18 protein-coding genes and 1 riboswitch are annotated in these 22,717 nt (G+C 70.5%); of the genes, 13 read left to right on the forward strand and 5 right to left on the reverse strand.

Annotated features, from left to right (window positions below; all coding sequences use genetic code 11):
- The first annotated feature begins 64 nt into the window (after positions 1–64).
- On the forward strand, positions 65–2,641 hold the full coding sequence (locus DK368_RS04255; RefSeq protein ID WP_114392315.1) for an FtsK/SpoIIIE family DNA translocase: 2,577 nt from the start codon (positions 65–67) through the stop codon (positions 2,639–2,641).
- A gap of 69 nt (positions 2,642–2,710) precedes the next feature.
- Here the strand turns inward: DK368_RS04255 and DK368_RS04260 are convergent, their stop codons facing one another.
- Positions 2,711–3,541, reverse strand: a complete 831-nt coding sequence (locus DK368_RS04260) for an acyl-CoA thioesterase (protein ID WP_114392316.1) — start codon at positions 3,539–3,541, stop codon at positions 2,711–2,713.
- Positions 3,542–3,650: 109 nt separating this feature from the next.
- Positions 3,651–3,869, reverse strand: a riboswitch (cobalamin riboswitch).
- A gap of 140 nt (positions 3,870–4,009) precedes the next feature.
- Here DK368_RS04260 and DK368_RS04265 point away from each other — a divergent pair.
- Positions 4,010–4,633, forward strand: coding sequence for a carbonic anhydrase (locus DK368_RS04265; protein WP_114392317.1), 624 nt, complete (start codon positions 4,010–4,012; stop codon positions 4,631–4,633).
- A gap of 120 nt (positions 4,634–4,753) precedes the next feature.
- The gene (locus DK368_RS04270) at positions 4,754–5,440 is read left to right on the forward strand and encodes a LolA family protein (RefSeq protein WP_114392318.1); all 687 of its coding nucleotides are present in this window, start codon (positions 4,754–4,756) and stop codon (positions 5,438–5,440) included.
- Between the two features lie 22 nt (positions 5,441–5,462).
- Here DK368_RS04270 and DK368_RS04275 read toward each other — a convergent pair whose 3' ends face one another.
- Positions 5,463–5,939: an Lrp/AsnC family transcriptional regulator gene (locus DK368_RS04275; RefSeq protein ID WP_114392319.1), complete on the reverse strand. Its 477-nt coding sequence runs from the start codon at positions 5,937–5,939 to the stop codon at positions 5,463–5,465.
- Positions 5,940–6,089: 150 nt separating this feature from the next.
- Here DK368_RS04275 and DK368_RS04280 point away from each other — a divergent pair, with 150 nt between their 5' ends.
- The 3 genes from DK368_RS04280 to kynB all read left to right on the forward strand — a co-directional run bounded on the left by DK368_RS04280 (position 6,090) and on the right by kynB (position 7,480).
- The gene (locus DK368_RS04280) at positions 6,090–6,404 is read left to right on the forward strand and encodes a hypothetical protein (protein ID WP_114392320.1); all 315 of its coding nucleotides are present in this window, start codon (positions 6,090–6,092) and stop codon (positions 6,402–6,404) included.
- A 2-nt stretch (positions 6,405–6,406) separates the two neighbouring features.
- Positions 6,407–6,739 (forward strand): hypothetical protein, encoded by a 333-nt coding sequence (locus DK368_RS04285; RefSeq protein ID WP_114392321.1) that lies wholly within the window; start codon positions 6,407–6,409, stop codon positions 6,737–6,739.
- Positions 6,740–6,847: 108 nt separating this feature from the next.
- Positions 6,848–7,480, forward strand: coding sequence for an arylformamidase (gene kynB, locus DK368_RS04290; protein WP_114392322.1), 633 nt, complete (start codon positions 6,848–6,850; stop codon positions 7,478–7,480).
- A 57-nt stretch (positions 7,481–7,537) separates the two neighbouring features.
- Here kynB and DK368_RS04295 read toward each other — a convergent pair whose 3' ends face one another.
- Together DK368_RS04295 and kynU are read right to left on the reverse strand one after the other, a co-directional pair.
- Positions 7,538–9,511: a methyl-accepting chemotaxis protein gene (locus DK368_RS04295; RefSeq protein WP_114392323.1), complete on the reverse strand. Its 1,974-nt coding sequence runs from the start codon at positions 9,509–9,511 to the stop codon at positions 7,538–7,540.
- A 320-nt stretch (positions 9,512–9,831) separates the two neighbouring features.
- A complete protein-coding gene (kynU, locus tag DK368_RS04300) occupies positions 9,832–11,067 on the reverse strand; it encodes a kynureninase (protein ID WP_114392324.1) in 1,236 nt (411 codons plus the stop codon).
- Positions 11,068–11,500: 433 nt separating this feature from the next.
- Between kynU and DK368_RS04305 the strand changes: the two genes are divergently transcribed.
- From DK368_RS04305 to DK368_RS04315, 3 genes are all read left to right on the forward strand, one after another.
- Positions 11,501–12,175, forward strand: coding sequence for a hypothetical protein (locus DK368_RS04305; protein WP_155524465.1), 675 nt, complete (start codon positions 11,501–11,503; stop codon positions 12,173–12,175).
- 272 nt (positions 12,176–12,447) lie between these two features.
- Complete coding sequence (locus DK368_RS04310) at positions 12,448–14,841, forward strand: penicillin acylase family protein (RefSeq protein ID WP_162305859.1); 2,394 nt, start codon at positions 12,448–12,450, stop codon at positions 14,839–14,841.
- Positions 14,842–14,924: 83 nt separating this feature from the next.
- Positions 14,925–15,443, forward strand: coding sequence for a metallophosphoesterase (locus DK368_RS04315; protein WP_114392327.1), 519 nt, complete (start codon positions 14,925–14,927; stop codon positions 15,441–15,443).
- 9 nt (positions 15,444–15,452) lie between these two features.
- Here the strand turns inward: DK368_RS04315 and ubiG are convergent, their stop codons facing one another.
- On the reverse strand, positions 15,453–16,211 hold the full coding sequence (gene ubiG, locus DK368_RS04320; protein WP_114392328.1) for a bifunctional 2-polyprenyl-6-hydroxyphenol methylase/3-demethylubiquinol 3-O-methyltransferase UbiG: 759 nt from the start codon (positions 16,209–16,211) through the stop codon (positions 15,453–15,455).
- 215 nt (positions 16,212–16,426) lie between these two features.
- Here ubiG and DK368_RS04325 point away from each other — a divergent pair, with 215 nt between their 5' ends.
- The 4 genes from DK368_RS04325 (at position 16,427) to DK368_RS21250 (ending at position 22,699) form a co-directional block, all read left to right on the forward strand.
- Positions 16,427–17,665, forward strand: a complete 1,239-nt coding sequence (locus tag DK368_RS04325) for an aspartate kinase (protein ID WP_114392601.1) — start codon at positions 16,427–16,429, stop codon at positions 17,663–17,665.
- A gap of 166 nt (positions 17,666–17,831) precedes the next feature.
- Complete coding sequence (locus DK368_RS04330; RefSeq protein ID WP_114392329.1) at positions 17,832–18,860, forward strand: NAD(P)H-dependent flavin oxidoreductase; 1,029 nt, start codon at positions 17,832–17,834, stop codon at positions 18,858–18,860.
- 130 nt (positions 18,861–18,990) lie between these two features.
- Entirely contained in the window at positions 18,991–21,288 is a 2,298-nt protein-coding gene (gene ptsP / locus DK368_RS04335) for a phosphoenolpyruvate--protein phosphotransferase (RefSeq protein WP_240002330.1), read from the forward strand.
- 163 nt (positions 21,289–21,451) lie between these two features.
- Positions 21,452–22,699 (forward strand): helix-turn-helix domain-containing protein, encoded by a 1,248-nt coding sequence (locus DK368_RS21250; RefSeq protein WP_155524466.1) that lies wholly within the window; start codon positions 21,452–21,454, stop codon positions 22,697–22,699.
- Positions 22,700–22,717 lie beyond the last annotated feature (18 nt).

Raw genomic sequence — 22,717 nt, forward strand, 5'->3', positions numbered from 1 at the left:
CCGGCCGGCACCCGGAGCCGGTCCGTTGAGTGCTGATCCGATACGCAGTCCTGGGAATGTGTCCATGACGACCCGTGCCGCCATGTCCAACCGACCCGCCCCGCGGGGGAGCGCACCGCGCCCGCCCTCCGGCAAGGGGCGGCTGCTGCCGGAGGGAACCGCCCGGTTCCTGCGGCAGCGCCTGATCGAGCTGGGCGGACTGGCCGTGCTGCTGCTGGCGGTGCTGCTGGTGGCCGCCCTGGTCAGCAACAGCGATGGCGACCCCTCCCTGAACACGGCGGCGTCGGAGCATGCGGCGGTGCAGAACTGGCTGGGCCTGCCCGGCGCCTATCTGTCCGACCTGCTGCTGCAGACCCTGGATCTGGCGGCCTGGCTGATGCCGGCCATCATCGCGGGCTGGGGGATCTCCATCGCCCGCCACCGTCCGGTGCGGCGCTGGACCCTGCGTGTCCTGGCGGCCCTGCTGGCGGTGCTGCTGATGGCCATGGTGCTGGCCGGCCTGTCCGGTCCCGCCCTGCTGGGCGGCAGCGCCGGGCGCATCCTGCTGTTTCCGCTGGCCGATCTCCTGTCCGGTCCGCTGGGTGCCGGGGCGGAGCCGCTGCTGGCCCTGGTGCTGGCGGTTCCAGCACTGCTGCTGCTGCTGGCTGCTCTGGCCGTGTCGCCCCGGGGAGTCCTGGCCGGGCTGAAGTCCCTGGGGCAGCGTCCGCGGCGGGCAGAGGCGCCGGATGCGGCGCCGGATGCGGCGCACCCGTCCGCCGGAGCCGTCGGGCCGGGGCTGGAGCGGCTGCGGCTGGTTCCCACTGCCATCGGCAGCCCCCTGGCCGCGCTGCTGGCGCGGCGGCGGACCGGGGCGCCCGTCGTGGCCTCCGCCGGCCGGGTGGAGCCGGGGCTGTCGCGTTACGACCCGCCGCGCTTCGACCGTGGCCCCGCCGCCGTCCGGGAGACGGGCGACGGAATGGCGGCGGAGGAGCCGCCCTTCGACGGTGGCGAGCGGCGGTCCAGGACGGCTGCCGTGGTGGTGCCGCGGCCCAAGGCGCCGGAACCGCCCCGCGGCAAGACGGCGGAGAAGGCCCGGCATCCCGTGCTGCCGCTGGAGGCGCGCGAGGACGGCACCTATGAGCTGCCGCCGCTGGACATCCTGCAACCCACGCCCCATGGCGCCGGTCCGGCCATGGACGAGGAGGCGCTGCAGCGCAATGCCAGCCTGCTGGAAGGCGTGCTCGAGGATTTCGGCGTCCGCGGCGAGATCGTGAAGGTCAGCCCCGGCCCCGTGGTCACGCTGTACGAGCTGGAGCCGGCTCCCGGCACAAAATCCAGCCGCGTCATCGGTCTGGCCGACGACATCGCCCGCTCGATGAGCGCCATCAGCGTGCGCGTGGCCGTAGTGCCGGGCCGCAATGTCATCGGCATCGAACTGCCGAACCAGAAGCGCGAAACCGTGTATCTGCGCGAACTGCTGCAGGCCGACGCCTATGCCCGCAGCCAGGCCAAGCTGGCGCTGGTGCTGGGCAAGGATATCGGCGGCGGTCCGGTCATCGCCGATCTGGCCCGCATGCCGCACCTGCTGGTGGCCGGCACCACCGGCTCGGGCAAGTCGGTGGCCATCAACACCATGATCCTGTCGCTCCTGTACCGGCTGCCGCCGGACAAGTGCCGCTTCATCATGGTCGATCCCAAGATGCTGGAACTGTCGATCTATGAGGGCATCCCGCATCTGCTGGCGCCCGTCGTCACCGACCCGAAGAAGGCGGTGGTGGCGCTGAAATGGGCGGTGCGGGAGATGGAGGACCGCTACCGCGCCATGTCGAAGCTGGGTGTGCGCAACATCGACGGCTTCAATGCCCGGCTGAAGGAGGCGCGGGAAACCGGCGAGGTGCTGACCCGCCGGGTGCAGACCGGCTTCGACCCGGACACGGGCAAGCCGATCTTCGAGGAGCAGCCCATCGACCTGACCGAGTTGCCCTATATCGTGGTCATCGTCGACGAGATGGCGGATCTGATGCTGGTGGCCGGCAAGGACATCGAGGCCGCCATCCAGCGTCTGGCCCAGATGGCCCGCGCCGCCGGCATCCATCTGATCATGGCCACGCAGCGCCCGTCGGTGGACGTCATCACCGGCACCATCAAGGCCAATTTCCCCACCCGCATCAGCTTCCAGGTCACCAGCAAGATCGACAGCCGCACCATCCTGGGCGAGCAGGGGGCGGAACAGCTGCTGGGCCAGGGCGACATGCTGTACATGGCCGGCGGCGGCCGCATCACCCGCGTCCACGGCCCCTTCGTCCGCGACGAGGAGGTGGAGCATGTGGTGAAGTTCCTGAAGTCCCAGGGCGAGCCGCTGTATGTGGACGCGGTGACCGAGGAGGAAGAGGAGTTCGACCCGGCCGAGGCCGAGGGCGGGTCCGGCGGGGGCGGCGGTGCGGGCAGCGGCGACGATCTGTACGACCAGGCCGTTTCCATCGTCACCAAGGAGCGCAAGGCCTCCACCAGCTTCATCCAGCGCCATTTGCGCATCGGCTACAACTCCGCCGCCCGCCTGATCGAGCGCATGGAGAAGGAAGGGGTGGTCAGCAAGGCCAACCATGTGGGCAAGCGCGAGGTGCTGGCCCGCGACATCGATGACCACGAGCGGGTGAACTGAAACGCCCGCCCCGGCTCCTGTCGGTGCAGGAGAGCCGGGGCGGGTCAGACCGCATGGTCCCCGCCGGGATCAGGCCGCGGTCGGCAGCACCGGCACGGGGCGGTGCTGGTCGTCCACGGCGACCATGACGAACTCCGCCGTGCCGCACTGGCGCCGGTCGCCGCTGTGCAGCGTCTCGGCAAGAAGATCGACGACCACGGTCATGGAACTGCGGCCGGTGGCGGCGATGCGGGGTGTCACCTCGATGATCTCGCCGGGATGGATCTGACCGGTGAAGTCGGTGCGCTGGGACGCGGCCATGACCACGGGCTTGCGGGCATGGCGGGTGGCGGCGACGAAGGCGGCCTTGGCCATGCAGGTCAGGGCATGGCCGCCATAGAGGCTGCCGTAATGGCTGGTCTGTTCGGGAAAGACCATTTCCACCATGCGCAGGGGGCCGCTGTCCGCCGGCGTCGCGTCGCCGACCGGCGGCAGGCGCCCGCCCATGGCCTCCAGCCCCGCGCCGACGGCCACCATGTTGAAGATGCCGCGGCAGCAGCGGCGGCGCTCGCCGGTGGTCAGCACCTCGGCCACCATGTCCACCTCGATGGCCAGGGAGCGGCGCCCGGCCCGGACCGGCCGTCCGGTCAACTCCACGATCTCTCCGAGATGGGCGGGGGCGACGAAATCGATGCGCTCGCAGGATGCGGTGACGAAATCCACCCGCGCATGGCGGGAGGCGGCGATGAAGGCCACCTTGTCCATATGCGCCAGCCCGGCCCCGCCGAACAGCGTGCCGTGATGGTTGGTGTCGCCGGGAAAGACGATGTCGATCAGCCTGGTCACGGCGCCGCCAGCGGGCGAGGCGGGACCAGGGCTGGCCGCCGCAGCGGCAGCAGGGTCGGAAGAAAAGGAAGTCATCGGCTTGAACCCCAATCGTTGGGGGCAAAGGCCGAGCGGACGCATGGCGAACCTCCCGCAGCCGGAGGGCGCGGGCGCACAGGCGTTCCACCGGGACACCCCGCCCAGGGACGTTGCGTTGGCCGCGGCAGGTCTCCTGGCTTGCGGGTCGTCGCCCCGTCCGGCCTTCCCGGGACCGGGGTCCCAGTGGACTGTGATGGACGCAAGGCTCGCCGCTGACAGTTGCGGGGGCAGCTCCGGACTTGCACCGGATTCCCTCTTCGCTCCAGGTCCGTCCGCGGGGCAGGCCCGACAGGTCGGCTGGAGAACCGTGACCCCCCAGAACTAGGCGGCCCTGTCGTCCGCTGTCAACGGCGGGCTGCGCCGCTGAGGTCTGGACAGGGGGGCGACGCTGGCCCATGGTGCGCCCCCGATGGCGCGCGGCGGCCGACAGCCGCTCCGCCCCCGATGTCTGCAGGGCCGTCCTTCATGAAGGATCTCATCCGCGGGTTCCAGGAATTCCGCCGCACCAACTTCCAGCAGCATGAGGAGCGCTTCCGCATGCTAGCCGAGGGGCAGCGTCCCAAGGCGGTGCTGATCACCTGCTGCGACAGCCGTGTCGACCCCACCCTGATCTTCGCGGCCCCGCCCGGCGACCTGTTCGTGATCCGCAACGTGGCCAATCTGGTGCCGCCCTACCGTCCCGACGGCGATTATCACGGCACCTCGGCCGCGCTGGAGTTCGCGGTGCGTGAACTGGGCGTGCGCATGGTGGTGGTGATGGGTCATACCAAATGCGGCGGTGTCCACGCCCTGACCCGCGACCGCACGGCCGAGCAGACCGACTTCATCGGCGCCTGGATGACCATGGCCAAGCCGGTGCTGGCCGACCTGCCGCGCGGCGGCCAGCCGCCCGATCTGCGCGCGCTGGAGCGGCAGGTGGTGGCGCTGTCGTTGCAGAATCTCCGCACCTTCCCCTGGATCGCCTCGCGCGAACAGGCGGGGACGCTGGCGCTGCACGGGCTGATGTTCAATGTGGCCGATGCCGAACTGTACCAGCTGGACGAATCCAGCGGCCGCTTCGATCCCGTATCCGCCGCCGATCCGGGCTGAGGGGCGGCGAAGCCCCTTGAAACCGCGCCGGACCGGTCCTTCTATGGGACGGGCCGGCCCCACGCTTCCGCCACAATGGCGTCCGCAAAGCCGCCATGAACCTCCGCTAGACCGGGCTCCATGCGCACCACCCTGACGGCCGTCCTGGCCCTGACCGCCACCCTGTCGCTTCTTCCGCCGCTGCTGGCGCCGCAGCCGGCCCTGGCGGCCGCCAAGACCGCGGCGGTCAAGGCGTCCGCGGCCAAAGGCGCCCCGGCCCTGACCGATCAGGACCGGGCCGACCTGAAGCAGGTTGAAGACTATCTCAACGGTATCACCTCGCTGAAGTCGGAGTTCCTGCAGGTGACCGATGACGGCAAGGCCACGCGCGGGACCTTCAGCCTGCTGCGGCCGGGGCGCATGCGCATCGATTACGAGCCGCCGGTGCGCAACTTCATCGTGGCCGATGGCAGTTTCGTCTATTTCTGGGATGCCGAGCTGAAGGAGCAGTCCAACGCCCCGATCGGCAGCACCCTTGCCGATTTCCTGCTGCGCCCGCAGATCGTTCTCTCCGGCGACGTGACGGTGACCGATATCACCCGCGACGGCGGCACGCTGGAGGTGACTCTGGTGCAGACCAAGGATCCCGGTCTGGGCCGTCTGACCCTGGTGTTCGAGCAGCATCCCTTCGCCCTGCGCAAATGGCGGGTGCTGGACGCGCAGGGGCTGACCACCCAGGTGGCGCTGATGAGCCCGGAATTCGGGGTCACGCTGGACCCCGGCCAGTTCTATTTCCGCGATCCCGGCCGCCGGCGCGAGCGGGACTGAGGGCGGTCGGGGCGTACCGGCATCAGGGTGAGCCAGGCAACGGCAGCTCCGTCGTCTCCTTGACGGCGGAGACGGCGATCATGCTGTTGATCTCGCGCACGCCGGGCAGCTTCGACAGCCGCTCGAAGAACAGCTTCTCATAGGCCTCGATGTCGCGGGTGACGATGCGGAGCAGGAAATCCACCTGCCCCATCAGCACGAAGCATTCCTGCACCTCGGGAATGCGGCGGATGGCCTCGCGGAAATCGTCCAGCGTGTCGCCGCTGTGCGCCTCCAGCTTGACATGGCTGAAGATCAGCACGTTCAGGCCCAGGGCCTTGCGGTCCAGCAGCGCCACCCGGCGCTTGATCACCCCGTCCTCCTCCAGCCGCTGGATGCGGCGCCAGCACGGGCTCTGCGACAGGCCCACCTTGTCCGCCACCTCCGCCGCGGTGGCAGCACCGTCCTTCTGCAGCTCGGCCAGGATGTGCCAGTCGATTCCGTCCAGAGGCTTCTGCATGGTTCATTCGTGGAAAATGGATGTTGCGCATTCAGCATGCAGGAAGTGAGCCTCAAAAAGCAACTTTGCAAAGAAATGCCCAGGCGTCCGGCGTAGTCTTCCACCCGTTGCCGCTGCCCGCGCCGCAGCCATCATCCGGGGGATAACACCATGCAGAACGCCGCCAACCACGCCACCCTGACCGTCTATACCGACGCCAGTTCCGGCACCCGCATCGCGCTGGCGGTGAAGCGGGCCGGGCCGTCGAGCGTGCCCTGGTCGCGGCTGGACGGCGCCAGCCTGGATCAGGCGGTGGATGGTGCTCTGCGCGCCGCCGAGCAATGGCCGGCCTTCGCCGTGGTGGTGCCCGGCCGCGACGAGTCCGACACGCTGCGCGCCCTGACCCGCTGCCTGCGCCGGGCCGAGATGGAGGGCTTCGTGCCCGGCCGTGAGCTGACGGTCGCCTCGGCGGTCCCGGCGGAGTGAGCATGATGGCCGCGCCTGCCCTGACCCCACCGCCGGCGGAGGCCCGCCCCACCGATCCCGACCGCACCGCCTGCTTTGCCATCGTGGCCGAGGCTGATCCGGGGGTGCTGCCGCGGCTGCTGGAGCATTTCGCCAAGCGCGGGCTGGTGCCCAGCTCGGTCCAGGCCCGCCTTGTCGAGGCGGAGGCGGAATTGCTGGTCGATGTGCAGGTCCGTACCCTGACCCGGGCCGAGAGCGACTATGTGGCCCGCTGCCTGCGTGCCATGCCGCTGGTGCGGCAGGTGCTGACCTCGGAGCGGCATCCGGCCCCGGCCATCCAGGCCATCTGCGCCTGAGCCGGGCGGCCCGGCCGGCGGCGGGGGTGTGGCTCCGGCAGCAGCGGGCTTGCCGGCCGGGCAGGCGGCTTTTAAAGCTGGGGCTTCCCCGATCAAGGATGCCGCCCCATGCCCGACCGCCGCCTGTGGGACATCACCCAGCCCATCCGCACCGGCATTCCGGTCTGGCCCGGCGATACCGCCTATCAGGAGCAGCGGACCTGGGCCATCGGCCCGGACTGTCCGGTCAATGTCAGCCGCCTGACCCTGTCCAGCCACACCGGCACCCATGCCGATGCGCCGCTGCATTACCAGTCCGGCGGTGCGGCCGCGGCGGGGCTGGACCTGTCGCGCTATATCGGCCCGGCCCTGCTGCTGCATCTGCCGCCGGGGCTGGCGGCGGTGGAGGCGGCGCATCTGCGGGGGCGGGTGCCGGCGGGGACGCAGCGGCTGCTGCTGCGCACCTATGCGCGCTTCCCCCATGAGGCCTGGGACCCCGGCTTCACGGCCATGACGGCCGCCGCCATCGACTGGCTGGCCGGGCAGGGGGTGGCGCTGATCGGTGTCGATGCGCCGTCGCTGGACCCGCAGGAAAGCAAGAGCCTGGAGGCCCACCATGCCGTGTGCCGGCACGGCATGGGCATCCTGGAAGGGCTGGTGCTGGACGGGGTGCCGGAGGGCTGGTACGAGCTGATCGCCCTGCCGCTGGCCCTGGCCACGGCCGACGCCGCCCCGGTGCGGGCGGTGCTGCGGGCCCTGTGACCGCCTGGACCCGCAGCACCGCGTCCGCGCTGTCCTGCCCCGTCCCCTGTCCTCGGCTCAGGCCGCCCGCCGCAGCGTCTGGATGAAGGCGGTGATGGCCGTGCCCAGATCGGCGGCCTGGGCCGCCAGCCCGTCGGCGGTGGCGCGCACCTGGGTCGAGGCGGCACCGGCGGATTCGGTGGCACGCGACACGTCCAGGATGGTCCGGCTGACCTGGGCCGTGCCGGTGGCGGCCTCCGCCACATTGCGGGCGATCTCGCGCGTGGCGGCGCCCTGTTCCTCCATGGCGGCGGCGATGGCGCTGGAAACCTGATCCACCTCGCGGATGGTGGCGGCGATGCGGTCGATGGCGCCGACACTGCGGCCGGCGCTGTCCTGCATGGCGGCGATCTGGGCGCGGATCTCCTCGGTGGCGCGGGCCGTCTGCACGGCCAGGGCCTTGACCTCCGACGCCACCACGGCGAAGCCTTTCCCCGCCTCGCCGGCACGGGCCGCCTCGATGGTGGCGTTGAGGGCCAGCAGGTTGGTCTGGGCCGCGATCTCCTGGATCAGGGCCACCACATCGCCGATGCGGGTGGCGCTGTCGGACAGGGTCGACATGGTCTCCCCGGTCTGGGCCGCCTCTTCCACGGCACGGCCGGCGATCTGGCTGGAGCGGGCCACCTGCTGGCTGACCTCGCCCACGGAGGCGGCCAGCTGCTCCGCCGCGGCGGCCACCGTCTGCACATTGGCCGAGGCCTGTTCGGCGGCACCGCTGACGGCCAGGGACTGGCGGCCGGCGGCATCGGTGGTGGTGGTCAGGGTGTTGGCGGCCTGGCGCATCTCCTCGGCGGCGCGGGCAAGATCCTCGGCCACGCGCTTGACGCTGGCCTCGAACGTGTCGGCCAGCCGGGCCTGTTCGGTCACCGGGGTCCAGGTCACCATGGGGCCGAGATAGGTGCCGGCGGCATCCATCACGGCGCTGACGCGCAGATCCAGAACCTCCTGGCCCAGATGGATGCGGCCGGTCCAGGGCAGGCGGGTCGGATCGCGGATGATGCGCATCATCTGTTCGGCATCCCGGTGGAACACGCCCACGGGCTGTCCGACCAATGCGTCTGCCGTACAGGGCAGGTGCTGTTGCATGGCCGTGAAGAAGTCGCGCGTGGTGCGGTTGGCGTAGCTGATGCGGAAATCATTGCGGGCGTCGGCCTGCATGACGCTGAGCGGCATGGTCTCCACCATCTGCTTCAGGCGGAACACATCGGCCACGGCGGCCTGCAGGGCGGTGGCGGCGCGCTGCATGCGCCCGACCTCGTCGCGGCGGCCGCTGTCGGCCACCCGGCCGGCGGTGTCGCCCGCCGCCAGCCGCTCCAGCAGGCCGGTCACCGCGCTGACCGGACGGCCGATCCAGCGCCGCCCGCCCCACCAGCCCAGCGATCCCAGCACCAGTGCGGCGATGACGCTGTAGAGCAGCGTCAGCTGCCGCAGCCGGGTGGCGCTGGCGGTGAAGATCTCCTTCTTGATCCCGGTATAGAGCACGCCGACCACTCTGCCCGAGGCGTCCTTGATCGGGTCGTAGGCGGTGAAGAAGGGCACTCCCAGGATCTCCGCCTCGCCGCGGTAGGGCCGGCCCTGGACCACGACGCTGTCATAGGCGGCGTTGCGGGCCAGCGTGGTGCCGACGGCCCGCTTGCCCTCGGGCGTCATCACGTTGGTGCTGATGCGGACGGCATCCTTCCCCTGCATGGCGAAGATGGTGGCGGTGCCGCCGACCAGCCGCTTCACCGTGTCCACCGGCTCGCTGAACCCGTCCAGGGCCACCTCGCCCACGGACAGTTTGCCGTCGCGCAGGCTGTAGCCGCTGCCGTAGCGGGACAGGACCTCCCAGGCCACGCGCATGTTCGAATCCTGGCGGTCATCGGCCAGTTCCTGGGAATAGCCGGACAGCAGCACGAAGTTGGTGGTCAGCAGGATGGCGGTCAGGATCGACAGGGACCCGATCACCAGCAGGGCGATACGGGTGGCGATCGACAGGGTCAGGCGCGGCACGGCGGGACTCCACTGAAATGCCGGAAGTCCGAAAATTCTAATCTGCCGCGGAGAAAATTTTTGCGACCAAATGTTTGTTGTTTTGGTGATGGCTAAGAATTTTCACGCATAGCTGATAATATTTTCCGTGTAATAGCGCTGCGATAACTGTCTTTGTAACAAAATTACCGGAATTGAGATCGATGTATACAGGGGTAATTTTCCGGTAATAGTACCTGATGCGATGTAAATTGTGGGTCTGGTCACGGAGATTCCCGTCATTCCGGCGGGGTGCCGGCGAATCGCCGCTTCCCCTCGTGCCGGCCCTCTGCCGTCGGCGCTCAGGTGACGGCGGCGCGCACCTGGAAGGCGGGCTGGCGGTAGCGCTCCTCGCGCATGACCCGGCCCAGCGCCTCGGCCGCGTCCCAGACGTCCCCATGGCGGAGATAGAGCGGCGTGAACCCGAAGCGCAGCACGTCGGGCGCACGGAAATCGCCGATGACCCCGTCGGCGATCAGGGCCTGGACGATGGCATAGCCGTCCCTGTGGGTCAGGCTGACCTGGCTGCCGCGGGCCGCACTGTCGCGCGGGCAGGCCAGACCGAACTGGCCGGGGCACAGCGCCTCCACCCGCTGCAGGAACAGATCGCCCAGGGCGCGGGATTTGGCCCGCACGGCCCGCATGTCGGCCTCGGCCATGATGGCGGCCCCTTCCTCCAGCGCCGCCAGTCCCAGGATGCCGGGCGTGCCGCAGAGCTGGCGGCCCATGCCGGCGGCCGGCTGGTAGGCATCGCTGAAGGCGAAGGGGGCGGCATGCCCCATCCAGCCGGACAGGGGCTGGCGCACGCTGTCCTGGTGCCGGCGGGCCGCATACAGGAAAGCCGGGGCGCCGGGACCGCCATTGAGGTACTTATAGCCGCAGCCCACGGCGAAATCGGCGCCGTCGCGTGACAGCTGCAGCGGCAGCGCGCCGGCGCTGTGCGACAGGTCCCACAGCGTCAGGGCGCCCACGGCATGGGCACGGGCCGTCAGGCCGGGCAGGTCGTGCAGGGCACCGGTCTTGTAATGCACCTGGGTCAGCAGCAGCAGCGCCACCTCGTCGGTCAGCGCGTCCGCCAGCCGGTCGCGTTCGGCCAGCCGCAGTTCCACCCGGCCGCCCAGCAGCTCGGCCAGCCCCTGCATGACATAGAGGTCGGTGGGGAAATTGCCGGGTTCCGACAGGATGATCCGGCGGCCGGGGCGCAGCCGCACGGCCGCGGCCGCCAGCTTGAACAGATTGACGGAGGTGCTGTCGGCGGCGATGACCTCATCGGCGTCGGCGCCGACGATGCGGGCGATCAGGGCGCCCACCCGGGCCGGCAGACCGATCCAGTCGGCGCTGTTCCAACTGCGGATGAGGTCGCGCCCCCATTCCTGCTCCACCACCTGGGCCAGCCGGGCCGTGGTGGCCTTCGGCAACACGCCCAGGGAATTGCCGTCGAGATAGATAACCCCGTCCGGCAGGGCGAAGCGGTCGCGGAATCCGGCCAGCGGATCGGCGGCATCCAGGGCTTCGGCATCGCGGCGGGTCAGGGCCATGGGGCATGCTCCTCGGGGCGGACGGAACCGGGGCGGGCGGCGCCGGATCGACCGGACCATATCGTTCGGCCGCACAGGATGCCATGGCGGCGGCCGGGATGCTGGCGTTGCGTCCTACCGTCAAGCAAAGCCGGCCATGTCGTGGCATGGCACCCAGGGCGCACAGCCGGCGGCAGGATTCGGCCCGGCGCGAAACGGCGATGGTCCCGCCGTCGAAAGATGCGGCATGCGTCCGCGGCATCTCCCCCGCCGGACGGGCCGATGGGGTGCCCGTGCGGGAAATGGCGGCTTGACGGCACGCCTTGCCTGTCCGACCGTCGCCGCAGACAGGGTGACGGGCGGGACGCCGGTCCTATCGGCCACCCGGTGCCGACCAGCGGGGATTTGTCTGATACTGTCCATTTCGATCGGGAAAGGTGGTCTTTCTCTCCGGATGATTGCCGTCGTGACGGCGGTGATATCCATCCACTCGACGGCACTCGCCGCCCAATGCCCGGGAAAGGAAGGGGACTATCCCATGGGCTGCACGGGGCCGCGTCTGCAGACATTCGGGGAAAAATCCAAACCGTCGCAGACGTCCAAGGATCGGGATGACCGGCAAGCCGACGACTGCAAGAGCAACGACGACTTCATCTCCCAGGCCAGGGAGCACAACGACCTGGTGCGGCAGGTGGGCAATGCCAAGAGTTGTCTGGCTGGCTATCCCGTCTACCGCGGTTATGTTAAGTCCCTTGCCGACCGCTACAACAAAAGCTATGGCCGTGTGACCAGGGCCAAATGTTCGCCCACGGCGATGAAGCGCTACCGGGATGAGGTGGCGGACATCACGGCCGACTGGCGCAAACTGCACGCCGATACGCTGACGACGCTGATGCAGGCTTCGACCGAAGGCTTCGCCAAGAAGGGCGAAAAGATCGGCAAGCGCCTCGGCGCCCTGGATTACGCTAGCGGGGACGCTCTCGTCACCAAGCTGATAACCGATGGCGCCGCGGCCGGGGCCACCGGGGGTGACACGATCGACACCAACCTGCCGCGGGACGTGGCCGGCCTTATGGGGGCGTATCATTCCACGGCTTTGCTGAACGCGCCGTGTCTGGACACCAAGTGATCTCCGCCCCTGGCGGGGGCTGGCGTCCGCCGTGCGGATCGCTCTGAAACCGGCCCGCTTTACGGGCGATACCGCCGGCCGGACGATGGTTCATCCCCCGCCCGTGTGCGGCACGGCGCGGCCATCCGGCGCCTGCACCCCTGGCCGCCGTGCCATGTCGCTGCCCGCGGCGGCCGGACCATATCGCCCGGCCGCACAGGATGCCATGGCGGCGGCCGCGCCGACGGGGTAATGCTGGAGACCGATCATTCGGGCGAAGCGGGGGGATGACCATGGGCAGCAGAACCGGGCGCATCGGGCGGCGCGTGGCCAAGGGGGCCGTCTATACGCTGGCCGGTGTCCTGGGGGTGGGGCTGGTGGCGGGGGCCGCCTTCACCCTGGTGCTGCTGCGCGGGGAGCCCCGGCTGGAGGGGGCGGTCACGACCGCCGGCCTGTCGGCCCCGGTGACCATCCTGCGCGATGTGGCCGGCGTGCCCACCCTGCGGGGGCAGAGCCGGGCCGATCTGGCCCGTGCCCTGGGCTTCCTGCATGGGCAGGAACGCTTCTTCCAGATGGATCTGATGCGCCGCTCCGCGGCCGGCGAGCTGTCGGACCTGGTGGGATCGGCGGCGCTGCCGCTGGACCGTGCCCGCCGGCTGCACCGCATGCGCGCCCGCTCCGCCGAGGCGGTCAAGGCCATGGACGCGCAGGAGCGTGCCCTGCTGGAGGCCTATGTTCAGGGCGTCAATGCCGGTCTGCGCGACCTGTCGGCCCGCCCCTTCGAATATGCCCTGCTGCTGCAGGCGCCCAGACCCTGGACGGCGGAGGACACGATCCTGGCCGTCTATGCCCTGTATTTCGATCTTCAGGATTCCAGCGGTGATCTGGAACGTGCCTTCGACCAGGCCGTGCGCCGCGTCGGGCCGGAGATGGCGGCGGCCCTGCTGCCGTCGGGCACCGCCTGGGACAGTGCCCTCGATGGTAGCCTGCTGCCGGAGCCGCCGCTGCCGGACCGGCTGCCCGGCCGCCAACCCGCCGCGCCGGCTGCGGGTGGGGCCGCAGGCAGCGCGGCGGAGCCGGCGCCGGTGAAGGGCAGCAACGCCTGGGCCGTGGGCGGCGCCCTGACCGACAGCGGGGCCGCCCTGGTGGCCAACGACATGCATCTGGGCCTGCCCGTGCCGGCCACCTGGTACCGGGCGCGGCTGATCCTGCATCCGGACGGGGCGGCGGCACCCACGCTGGACATCACCGGCGTCACCCTGCCGGGAACGCCGGCCGTGGTGGCCGGCAGCAACGGCCACATCGCCTGGGGCTTCACCAACAGCTATATCGACACCGGGGATCTGGTGGTGCTGGAGCCGGCGGACGGCGACCGCTACCGCACGCCGGACGGCCCCAAGGCCATCGAGCGGGTGGAGGAACGGCTCTGTCCCGCCTTCGCCGACTGCGAAACGCTGGTGGTGGAGAACACCATCTGGGGGCCGGTGGTCGGCACAGGCCCGGACGGGGCCAGGCTGGCCTATCGCTGGACGGCCCATGATACAGGCGCCGTCGATCTGGGCGGCTTCCTGGGGCTGGAACAGGCGGCCGATGTGCCGGCGGCGATCGCGGTCGCCCACCATGCCGGCATTCCGCAACAGAATCTCGTGGTGGGCGATGGCATGGGCAATGTGGCCTGGACCATCATCGGCCCGGTGCCGGCCCGCTTCGGCCATGATGGCCGCCGCCCCACCAGCTGGGCCGACGGCACGCGCGGCTGGCTAGGCATGCTGCCGGCCGACGAGGTGCCGGTCATCCTCAACCCCGATGACAACCGCATCTGGACCGCCAATACCCGCGTGGTCGGCGGGGCCGCCTTCGCCAAGCTGGGCAATGGCGGCTACGATCTGGGCGCCCGTGCCAAGGGCATCCAGGAAGCGCTCTATGCCCAGGACCGGTTCGCGCCGGAGGACATGCTGGATATCCAGCTGGAGGACCGGGCTCCCGTGCTGGAGTTCTGGCAACAGCTGCTTCTGGCCGTGCTGGCGCGGCAGGAGGAGGCGGGCACGGCGCCCGCCGGCTGGGTCGCGGCCGTGCAGGACTGGGGCGGGCGCGCCGCGGTGGATTCGGTCGGCTACCGTCTGGTGCGCGGCTTCCGCGCCGCGGTGTTGCAGACGCTGAGTTCCGCCTATCTCGGCGATCTGGGCCGCCGCCCGCGCACGGCCCAGATGGAGGGGGCGGCCCGCCACCTGCTGCAAAGCCGGCCGGCCGGGCTGGTGCCGCCGGGCCATGACAGCTGGGACGCCGTGCTGGACGCCGCGTTGGCCGGCCTGGCCGGCGATGTGCAGAAGGCGGCGGGCGGCGATCTCGAGGCCTTCAGCTGGGGCGCCCGCAACCAGGCCGGGGTCAGGCATCCGCTGGCCCGGCTGCTGCCGCCGGTGGGCTGGCTGACCGATCCGCCGGACGGGCCGGTGCCGGGCGACACGGTGCAGCCGCGGGCCCAGGCCCCCGGCTTCGGCGCCAGCGAGCGCTTCGCCGTCTCTCCCGGCCATGAGGAGGAAGGCTATTTCCACATGCCGGGCGGGCAGAGCGGCTATCCGCTGTCCCCCTATTACCTGGCCGGGCATGAGGACTGGGTCGAAGGGGTGCCGGCGCCGTTCCTGCCGGGGGTGCCTGTCTGGACCCTGCGGCTGGAGCCGGGGCGGTGACGGGTGGCGCGGAGGGGGCGCAAACGGGGGGCAGGGCTGTGACCCGCCGCCCCGGATGATCCATCGGCCCAGCGGGGAGCGCCATGCCGGTTTTCTTCACCGCCGACACCCATTTCGGCCATGCCGGGGCCATCGGCCGCTTCCGCCGGCCCTTCGCCGATGGGGCGGACATGGAGGCGGCGCTGGTGGCGCGCTGGAACGGGCGGGTGGGGCCGGCGGACGAGGTCTGGCACCTCGGCGACTTCGCCCTGCATCACGGGCCGGAGCGCATGGCGGCGATCCTGGCTTCGCTCAACGGGCGCAAGCATCTGCTGGCCGGCAACAATGACAGCGCCGCGACCAGGGCCCTTTCGGGCTGGGCCGATGTGCGGGACTATGCCGAACTGGTGGTGGACGACACCCGGCTGGTGCTGGGCCACTACGCCTTCCGCACCTGGAACGGCCTGTACAAGGGCGCCTGGAACCTGCACGGCCACAGCCACGGCCAGCTGAAGGGCCTGACCCGGCAGGTGGATGTCGGCGTCGATGTCTGGGATTTCCGCCCGGTGACCCTGGCGGAGATCAAAGCCCGGTTCGGCCGGCGGCTGAAGCCGGCGGACTGACGTCCGCCGTCAGAGCTTCTCCCCCCACAACAGGTAATTGACGTCCAGGTCGCGCGGGGCCAGGGCGAACCGGTCGCTGACCGGGTTGTAGGTCATGCCGCACAGGTCGCGCACGGCGATGCCGGCCCGGCGCAGCCCGCCCACCAGTTCCGACGGGCGCAGGAACTTCTTCCAGTCATGGGTGCCGCGGGGCAGCCAGCGCAGCACATATTCCGCGCCGATGATGGCCATGAGATAGGATTTGGTGGTGCGGTTCACCGTGGCCATGAACAGCAGCCCGCCCGGATTGAGCAGGTGCGACAGGGCCTGGAGGAACAGGTCCACATCGGCCACATGCTCCACGATCTCCAGCGCCACCACCACGTCGAAGCGCTCGCCGGCCGCGGCCAGATCCTCGGCCGGGATGCAGCGGTACTCGACGGGCACGCCGGCCCCGTCGGCATGGGTGGCGGCGGTCTTGACGTTGCGTTCGGAGGCGTCGATGCCCACCACCGTCGCCCCCATGCGGGCCAGCGGCTCGGCGATCAGGCCGCCGCCGCAGCCCACATCCAGGATGCGCAGGCCGGCCAGCGGCTGCAGCGCCTGCCCGTCCCGGCCCAGCCGGGCACAGAGGGTGTCGCGCAGATAGGCCAGGCGTACCGGGTTCAGCGTGTGCAGCGGACGGAACTTGCCCATGGGGTCCCACCATTCCGCGGCCATGGCGCTGAACCGGGCCACCTCGGCGGGATCGACGGTGGTGCGGGCGGCGGAAGACGGGGCGGCGGTCATGGTGAACGGTATCCGGATCAAGGGCGCCCGGCGTGCCGGGCATGGGTGCGGTGCAGGATAGCGGCCGCCCCCCTGGCTTGCGCGTCGGGGGGCGGCCAGAGTATGGATAGCCTGCTCTGCCCCGGCAAGCGAGGCTGAAACCGCGACATGCTGTGTCGCTTTGCGGCCTCCCGACGCAACTCTTGAACGGCCGCTTCGGCCTGGTGGATCTCGGCATGGCGCGTCTTGTCCTGAAATTCGGCGGCACGTCCGTTGGCGACACGGAGCGGATCAAGAACGTCGCCAGGAAAGTCAAACAGGAGGTCGATGCCGGTCATCAGGTGGCGGTGGTCGTCTCGGCCATGTCCGGCGTGACCAACCAGCTGGTGGAGTATTGCCGCTCCATCGCCAAGATCTATGACGCGCGCGAATATGATGCCGTCGTGGCCTCGGGCGAGCAGGTGACCTCCGGCCTGCTGGCCATCGCGCTGCAGGAACTGGGCGTTCCCGCCCGCTCCTGGCAGGGCTGGCAGATCCCCATCATCACCGACGATGTGCATGCCAAGGCCCGCATCGAGCGCATCGACACCACCGAGATCGTCCGGCGCATGGAAGAGAGCGGCGAGGTCGCCGTCTGCGCCGGCTTCCAGGGCGTGTCGCTGCGTAACCGCATCAGCACGCTGGGCCGTGGCGGGTCCGACACGTCGGCCGTGGCCCTGGCCGCGGCGCTGAAGGCCGACCGTTGCGACATCTATACCGATGTGGACGGCGTCTACACCACCGACCCGCGCATCGTGACCAAGGCCCGCAAGATCCCCCGCATCACCTATGAGGAGATGCTGGAGATGGCCTCGCTGGGCGCCAAGGTGCTGCAGACCCGCTCGGTGGAAATGGCGATGAAGCACCGCGTGCGGGTGCAGGTGCTGTCGACCTTCGAGCCTGCCCCCGGCAGCGACTACCCCGGAACCCTGGTTGTGGATGAGGACGAGATCGTGGAACAGGAACTGGTGAGCGGCATCGCCTACAGCCGGGACGAGGCGAAGATCACCCTGGTCGGCGTGGCCGACCATCCCGGCGTCGCCGCCCGCATCTTCGGTCCGCTGACCGACGCCGCCATCAATGTGGACATGATCGTCCAGAACGTGTCGGAGGACGGCAAGACCACCGACATGACCTTCACCGTCGGCAAGACCGACCTGGACCGCGCCGTGCAGGTGCTGGAGAAGGCCAAGGAGGAGCTGAATTTCCGCAAGCTCTCCTCCGACGCCAATGTGGTCAAGGTCAGCGTCATCGGCGTCGGCATGCGCAGCCATGCCGGCGTGGCCCAGCGCATGTTCAAGGCCCTGGCCGACCGCGGCATCAACATCCAGGTCATCTCCACCAGCGAGATCAAGGTCAGCGTGCTGATCGCCGAGGACTACACCGAGCTGGCGCTGCGCGCCCTGCACACGGCCTACGGGCTGGACAAGGCCTGATCGGATTGCGCCGCCGGCCCCCCATCCGGCGGCCGGCGGAGCTTTTGCGCCGGGGGCGGCGGGGCATGGCCGCCAGCCGTCCCCCGCCCTTGACCGGGCGCGGAGCCGGCGCTAGTGAACCCCGATTCCACCACGCCATTCCCGGCATGAAGAAAGATCCCGCCCGATGAACGCTCGCCAACGGCTCGACCACCTCTGGGCGCGCGGGCGCGACTATCTGGGCACCGACCTCGCCATCATGGGCGGGGCCATGACCTGGGTGTCGGATCACGGGCTGGTGGCCGCCATCTCCAATGGCGGCGGCTTCGGCGTCATCGCCTCCGGCTCCATGCCGCCGGACCTGCTGCGGGCGGAGATCCGGGCCACCCGCGCCCTGACGGCCAGGCCGTTCGGCGTCAACCTCATCACCCTGCATCCGCAGCTGGACCAGCTGGTCCAGGTCTGCCTGGAGGAGAAGGTCGGGCACATCGTCCTGGCCGGCGGCCTGCCGCCCGCCGCCGCCATCAAGGCCGGCCGTGACGGCGGCGCCAAGGTCATGTGCTTCGCCCCGACCCCGGTCATCGCCAAGAAGCTGATCCGCAGCGGCGCCGATGCCATCGTCATCGAGGGCAGCGAGGCCGGCGGCCATATCGGCCCGGTCTCCACCTCGGTGCTGGCCCAGGAGATCCTGCCGGAGATCCGCGACGTGCCGGTGTTCGTGGCCGGCGGCATCGGCCGCGGCGACGCCGTCATCTCCTATCTCGAGATGGGGGCGGCCGGCGTGCAGCTGGGCACCCGCTTCGTCTGCGCCAGCGAATGCCGCGCCCATCCGGCCTTCAAGCAGGCCTTCATCCGCGCCAGCGCCCGCGACGCCGTGGCGTCGGTGTCCATGGATGCGCGCTTCCCCGTGATCCCGGTGCGCGCCCTGCAGAACGAGGGCACCCGCCGCTTCATGGAGAAGCAGAAGGAAGTCATCTCCCGCTTCGACCGCGGCGAGCTGGACCAGAAGGCGGCCCAGCTGGAGATCGAGCATTACTGGGCCGGCGCCCTGCGCCGCGCCGTCATCGACGGCGATGTGGAGATGGGCTCGCTGATGGCTGGCCAGTCGGTGGGCATGGTCACGCGTGAACAGCCCTGCGCCGAGATCCTGGCCGAACTGGTGGAGCAGGCCGCGGCCGCGCTCGACCGCCGTCTGGCGGTACCGGTTCCGGGCTGAGGCCGGCCCGGCCTGGCGGGATGGTCGCAGGCCGCGGCCCGCTGCACTTCGTTCTCTTGCCCGGACCGCCTGCCATGGTAACGATGGGGGGACAGGTCCGGCGGCGTCCGGCGGCACGAGCACGGGTGACATGGCAGATCCGACCGAATCCCTGGAAGTTCAGCGTGCCCGTGACAGCGCCTTCGGCGCCCGGCGCCTGCTGGCGCGCCTGCGGGACATCATGGCCGGCAGCGGTTCGGCCCAGGACCGGCTGGACAAGATCGTCAAGACCATCGCCCACGAGATGGCGGCCGATGTCTGCTCCTGCTACGTCATGCGGGCGGGCGAGGTGCTGGAGCTGTTCGCCACCATCGGTCTGAACCCCGACGCCGTCCACAAGACCCGCATGCGGGTCAGCGAGGGCCTGATCGGCGACGTGGCCGCCCGTGCGCGGCCCATCGCCCTGGCCAATGCCCAGAGCCATCCCAATTTCGCCTACCGGCCGGAAACGGGGGAGGACCCGTTCCACGGCTTCCTGGCCGTGCCCATCCTGCGGGGCAGCCGGGTGCGGGGCGTGCTGGCCATCCAGCACACCGAACGCCGCGATTATGACGAGCAGGAGGTCGAGACCCTTCAGACCATCGCCATGATCGTGGCCGAGCTGGTGGCCACCGGCGAGCTGGTGGACAGCCGCGAACTGTCGGTGGCCAACGATCTGGTGCTGCTGCCGTCCCGGCTGGAGGGCATCAGCCTGCACCGCGGCGTCGGCATGGGTCCCGCCGTGCTGCACCGGCCGCAGCTGACCATCCGCCAGATGGTGGCCGACGATCCCGAGACGGAGCTGGCCCGGCTGAAGCTGGCGGTGGACGGCATGCACTCGGCCATCGACCAGCTGCTGATCGCCGTCGGCGAGATCGAGGGCGAACATGCCGAGATCATGCAGACCTACCGCATGGTCGCCGCCGACCGCGGCTGGCTGAACCGTATCCGCGAGGCCATCCGCAGCGGGCTGACGGCGGAGGCCGCGGTGCAGCGGGTGCAGAACGACAACCGCGCCCGGCTGCAGCAGGTGTCCGATCCCTATATCCGCGAACGGCAGCTGGACCTGGACGACATCACCAACCGGCTGTTGCAGCATCTGACCGGCCGCCCGGTCGATGCGGTGGGCGGCACGCTGCCCGACGAGTTCGTGCTGGTGGCCCGCAATCTGGGTCCGGCCGAGCTGCTGGACTATGACCGGCGCAAGCTGCGCGGCCTGGTGCTGGAGGAGGGGTCCTCCTACAGCCATGTCTCCATCGTCGCCCGGGCGCTGGACATCCCCGTGGTCGGCCAGTGCAGCGAGGTGCTGTCGCGGGTCGAGCCGCTGGATTTCCTCATCGTCGACGGTGACCACGGCCAGGTCTTCGTCCGCCCGGCCGAGGACATCCAGGACACCTTCGCCAAGTCGGTCCAGGCCCGCTACCGCCGCAAGCAGGCGGCGGCCGATCTGCGCGACCTGCCCTCGGCCACCCGCGACGGGGTGGCGGTGCAGCTGCTGCTGAACTGCGGCCTGCTGATGGATCTGCCGCATCTGCAGAGCACGGATGCGGAGGGGGTCGGCCTCTACCGCACCGAGATCCCGTTCATGGTGCGGCCCAGCTATCCCGACGTGGATGTGCAGCAGGAATCCTATGCCAAGGTGCTGGACGCGGCCGAGGGCAAGCCGGTGGTCTTCCGCACCCTGGATGTGGGCGGCGACAAGTCGCTGCCCTATTTCCCCGACCTGGACGAGGAGAATCCGGCCCTGGGCTGGCGGGCCATCCGCATCGGGCTGGACCGGCCGGCCATGCTGCGTAAGCAGCTGCGCGCCATGCTGCGGGCCGCCGCCGGGCGTCCGCTGCGGCTGATGTTCCCCATGATCGCCATCGTGCCCGAGTTTGACCAGGCCCGGCGTGTGCTGGACCTGGAGCTGGACCGGCTGGTCCGCGACGGGCTGCCGCCGCCCGCCACCCTGAAGGTGGGGGTGATGATGGAGGTGCCGTCGCTGCTGTTCCAGCTGGACGGGCTGCTGCCGCGCATCGACTTCATGTCCATCGGCAGCAACGACATGTTCCAGTACCTGTTCGCGGCCGACCGCGGCAACCCGGCCATGAACAACCGCTACGACCTGCTGTCGCCGGCCATGCTGACGGTGCTGCGCACCCTGGCCCGGCGTTGCGACGAGGCCGGGGTGGACCTGTCGCTGTGCGGGGAGATGGCCAGCCGCCCGCTGGACGCCATGGCCCTGCTGGGTGTCGGCCTGCGCCGCCTGTCGGTGTCGCCGCCGGCCTTCTTCGACATCAAGGCGATGGTGCGGTCGGTCGATGTGGGCGAACTGGCGCGCTACATGGACCATCTGCTGGTCCGGCACGACCGTTCGTTGCGGGAATGGCTGCGGGCCTATGCCCGCGACCATGGGATTCAGATCTGACCCCCTCTCGTAAGGGGAGGGATACCGCGGCGCGGTTGCGCCCGCCGCGCCGGGTTGCTAAGACAGCAGGCGACCATTGGGCCTGACCGCAGCCGATGCCACACCGGCAGCAGGCGCAACGGTCCCGGAGGATGAAGCGGCCCCGGAGGGTCGGCGGGGAACCATGGTCGATCAGAAACGCAGACAGTTCGACGTTATCGACGGCAGTGCCGGCACCATCGGCACCGCGCCGGGGCATGCCCCCGACGCCAGCCAGCCCACCGGCATCCAGCATGTGGGCGAACTGCTGCGCTTCCGCCGGCAGCAGCTGGGGCTGAACCTGACGGAGCTGGCCGGGCGGCTGCGCATCCGCGAATCCTATCTCCAGGCCATCGAGCAGGGGCGCTGGACCGAGCTGCCGGGACAGGCCTACGTCACCGGCTTCCTGCGCTCCTATGCCCAGGCCCTGGATCTGGACGCCACCCAGGTCCTGACCCGCTTCAAGCAGGATGCCGCCGGCGTGCCGCAGGCGGCGGAGCTGTATTTCCCCGAGCCGGTCACGGAAAGCCGGGTGCCCGGCGGGGCCGTGCTGCTGATCGCCGGTCTGCTGGGGGCCGTGGTCTATGGCGGCTGGTACGTCATGTCGTCGACCAACCGCAGCCTGTCCGACTTCGTGCCGCCGCTGCCGGACCGGCTGGCGGCGCTGATCTATGGCAATGGCAGCGCGCCGGAGCCGGCCCCGCCGCCCACGGCCGTGCTGCAACCCAACCAGGTGCAGGATCTGGTGGGCAGTTCGCAGCCGACGGCGCCGGAGATCGGGGTGGCGCAACCGCCCTCGCCGGCGCTGACCGGAACCGGGCCGGCGCCGGGCCTTCCTCCGGCCGGCGCTCCGCCGGCGCCGCGCCCACAGCCGGGTGCCCTGCCGGGCTCCGTCCAGCCGGGCGCCCAGCCCGGGGTCCTGGCTGGCGCCCAGCCCGGTGCCCCGACCGCGGCAGCGCCGCCGGCGGCCGAGCCGGACGAGGCGGAGGTGCCGCAGCTTCCCGATCTGGGGCAGGCGCCGCCGCCCGAGTCCGAGGAGGAGCAGGCCGCCGCACCGGAGGAGATCGCCCCGCCGCCCGCGCCGGCCACGCCGCCGACCGGCCGCGTCTTCGGCGTCAGCCAGGGCGAGGTGCGCGTGGTCGTGCGCGCCGTGGAGGATACCTGGATCGAGGTGCGCGACGCCAAGGGCACCACCTGGGCCGCCCGCAACCTGCGCCCCGGCGACGTCTTCCGCGCGCCCGACGCCGCCGGGCTGACCCTGCTGACCGGCAATGCCGCCGGCGTGGTCATCAGCCTGGACGGCCGGGATCTGCCGCCGCTGGGCGCCCGTGGTCAGGTGGTGCGCAACATCGCCCTGGCCCCCGACGCCCTGGCCGCCCGCGCCGCCCGCTGAGGCGGGCGGACCACCCGG

The sequence above is a fragment of the Oleisolibacter albus genome (genome assembly GCF_003336875.1).
Taxonomy (GTDB): Bacteria; Pseudomonadota; Alphaproteobacteria; order Azospirillales; family Azospirillaceae; genus Niveispirillum; species Niveispirillum album.

What these genes read in the sequence shown, in the direction of transcription:
- DK368_RS04280 (WP_114392320.1), top strand. Translation starts at nt 6,090, where the DNA reads ATGCAGAACGCCGCCAACCACGCCACCCTGACCGTCTATACCGACGCC.
- DK368_RS04265 (WP_114392317.1), top strand. Translation starts at nt 4,010, where the DNA reads ATGAAGGATCTCATCCGCGGGTTCCAGGAATTCCGCCGCACCAACTTC.
- kynB (WP_114392322.1), top strand. Translation starts at nt 6,848, where the DNA reads ATGCCCGACCGCCGCCTGTGGGACATCACCCAGCCCATCCGCACCGGC.
- ubiG (WP_114392328.1), bottom strand. Translation starts at nt 16,211, where the DNA reads ATGACCGCCGCCCCGTCTTCCGCCGCCCGCACCACCGTCGATCCCGCC.
- kynU (WP_114392324.1), bottom strand. Translation starts at nt 11,067, where the DNA reads ATGGCCCTGACCCGCCGCGATGCCGAAGCCCTGGATGCCGCCGATCCG.
- ptsP (WP_240002330.1), top strand. Translation starts at nt 18,991, where the DNA reads ATGGCAGATCCGACCGAATCCCTGGAAGTTCAGCGTGCCCGTGACAGC.
- DK368_RS04285 (WP_114392321.1), top strand. Translation starts at nt 6,407, where the DNA reads ATGATGGCCGCGCCTGCCCTGACCCCACCGCCGGCGGAGGCCCGCCCC.
- DK368_RS04315 (WP_114392327.1), top strand. Translation starts at nt 14,925, where the DNA reads ATGCCGGTTTTCTTCACCGCCGACACCCATTTCGGCCATGCCGGGGCC.
- DK368_RS04330 (WP_114392329.1), top strand. Translation starts at nt 17,832, where the DNA reads ATGAACGCTCGCCAACGGCTCGACCACCTCTGGGCGCGCGGGCGCGAC.
- DK368_RS04275 (WP_114392319.1), bottom strand. Translation starts at nt 5,939, where the DNA reads ATGCAGAAGCCTCTGGACGGAATCGACTGGCACATCCTGGCCGAGCTG.
- DK368_RS04260 (WP_114392316.1), bottom strand. Translation starts at nt 3,541, where the DNA reads ATGACTTCCTTTTCTTCCGACCCTGCTGCCGCTGCGGCGGCCAGCCCT.
- DK368_RS04270 (WP_114392318.1), top strand. Translation starts at nt 4,754, where the DNA reads ATGCGCACCACCCTGACGGCCGTCCTGGCCCTGACCGCCACCCTGTCG.
- DK368_RS21250 (WP_155524466.1), top strand. Translation starts at nt 21,452, where the DNA reads ATGGTCGATCAGAAACGCAGACAGTTCGACGTTATCGACGGCAGTGCC.
- DK368_RS04255 (WP_114392315.1), top strand. Translation starts at nt 65, where the DNA reads ATGACGACCCGTGCCGCCATGTCCAACCGACCCGCCCCGCGGGGGAGC.
- DK368_RS04305 (WP_155524465.1), top strand. Translation starts at nt 11,501, where the DNA reads ATGATTGCCGTCGTGACGGCGGTGATATCCATCCACTCGACGGCACTC.
- DK368_RS04310 (WP_162305859.1), top strand. Translation starts at nt 12,448, where the DNA reads ATGGGCAGCAGAACCGGGCGCATCGGGCGGCGCGTGGCCAAGGGGGCC.
- DK368_RS04325 (WP_114392601.1), top strand. Translation starts at nt 16,427, where the DNA reads ATGGCGCGTCTTGTCCTGAAATTCGGCGGCACGTCCGTTGGCGACACG.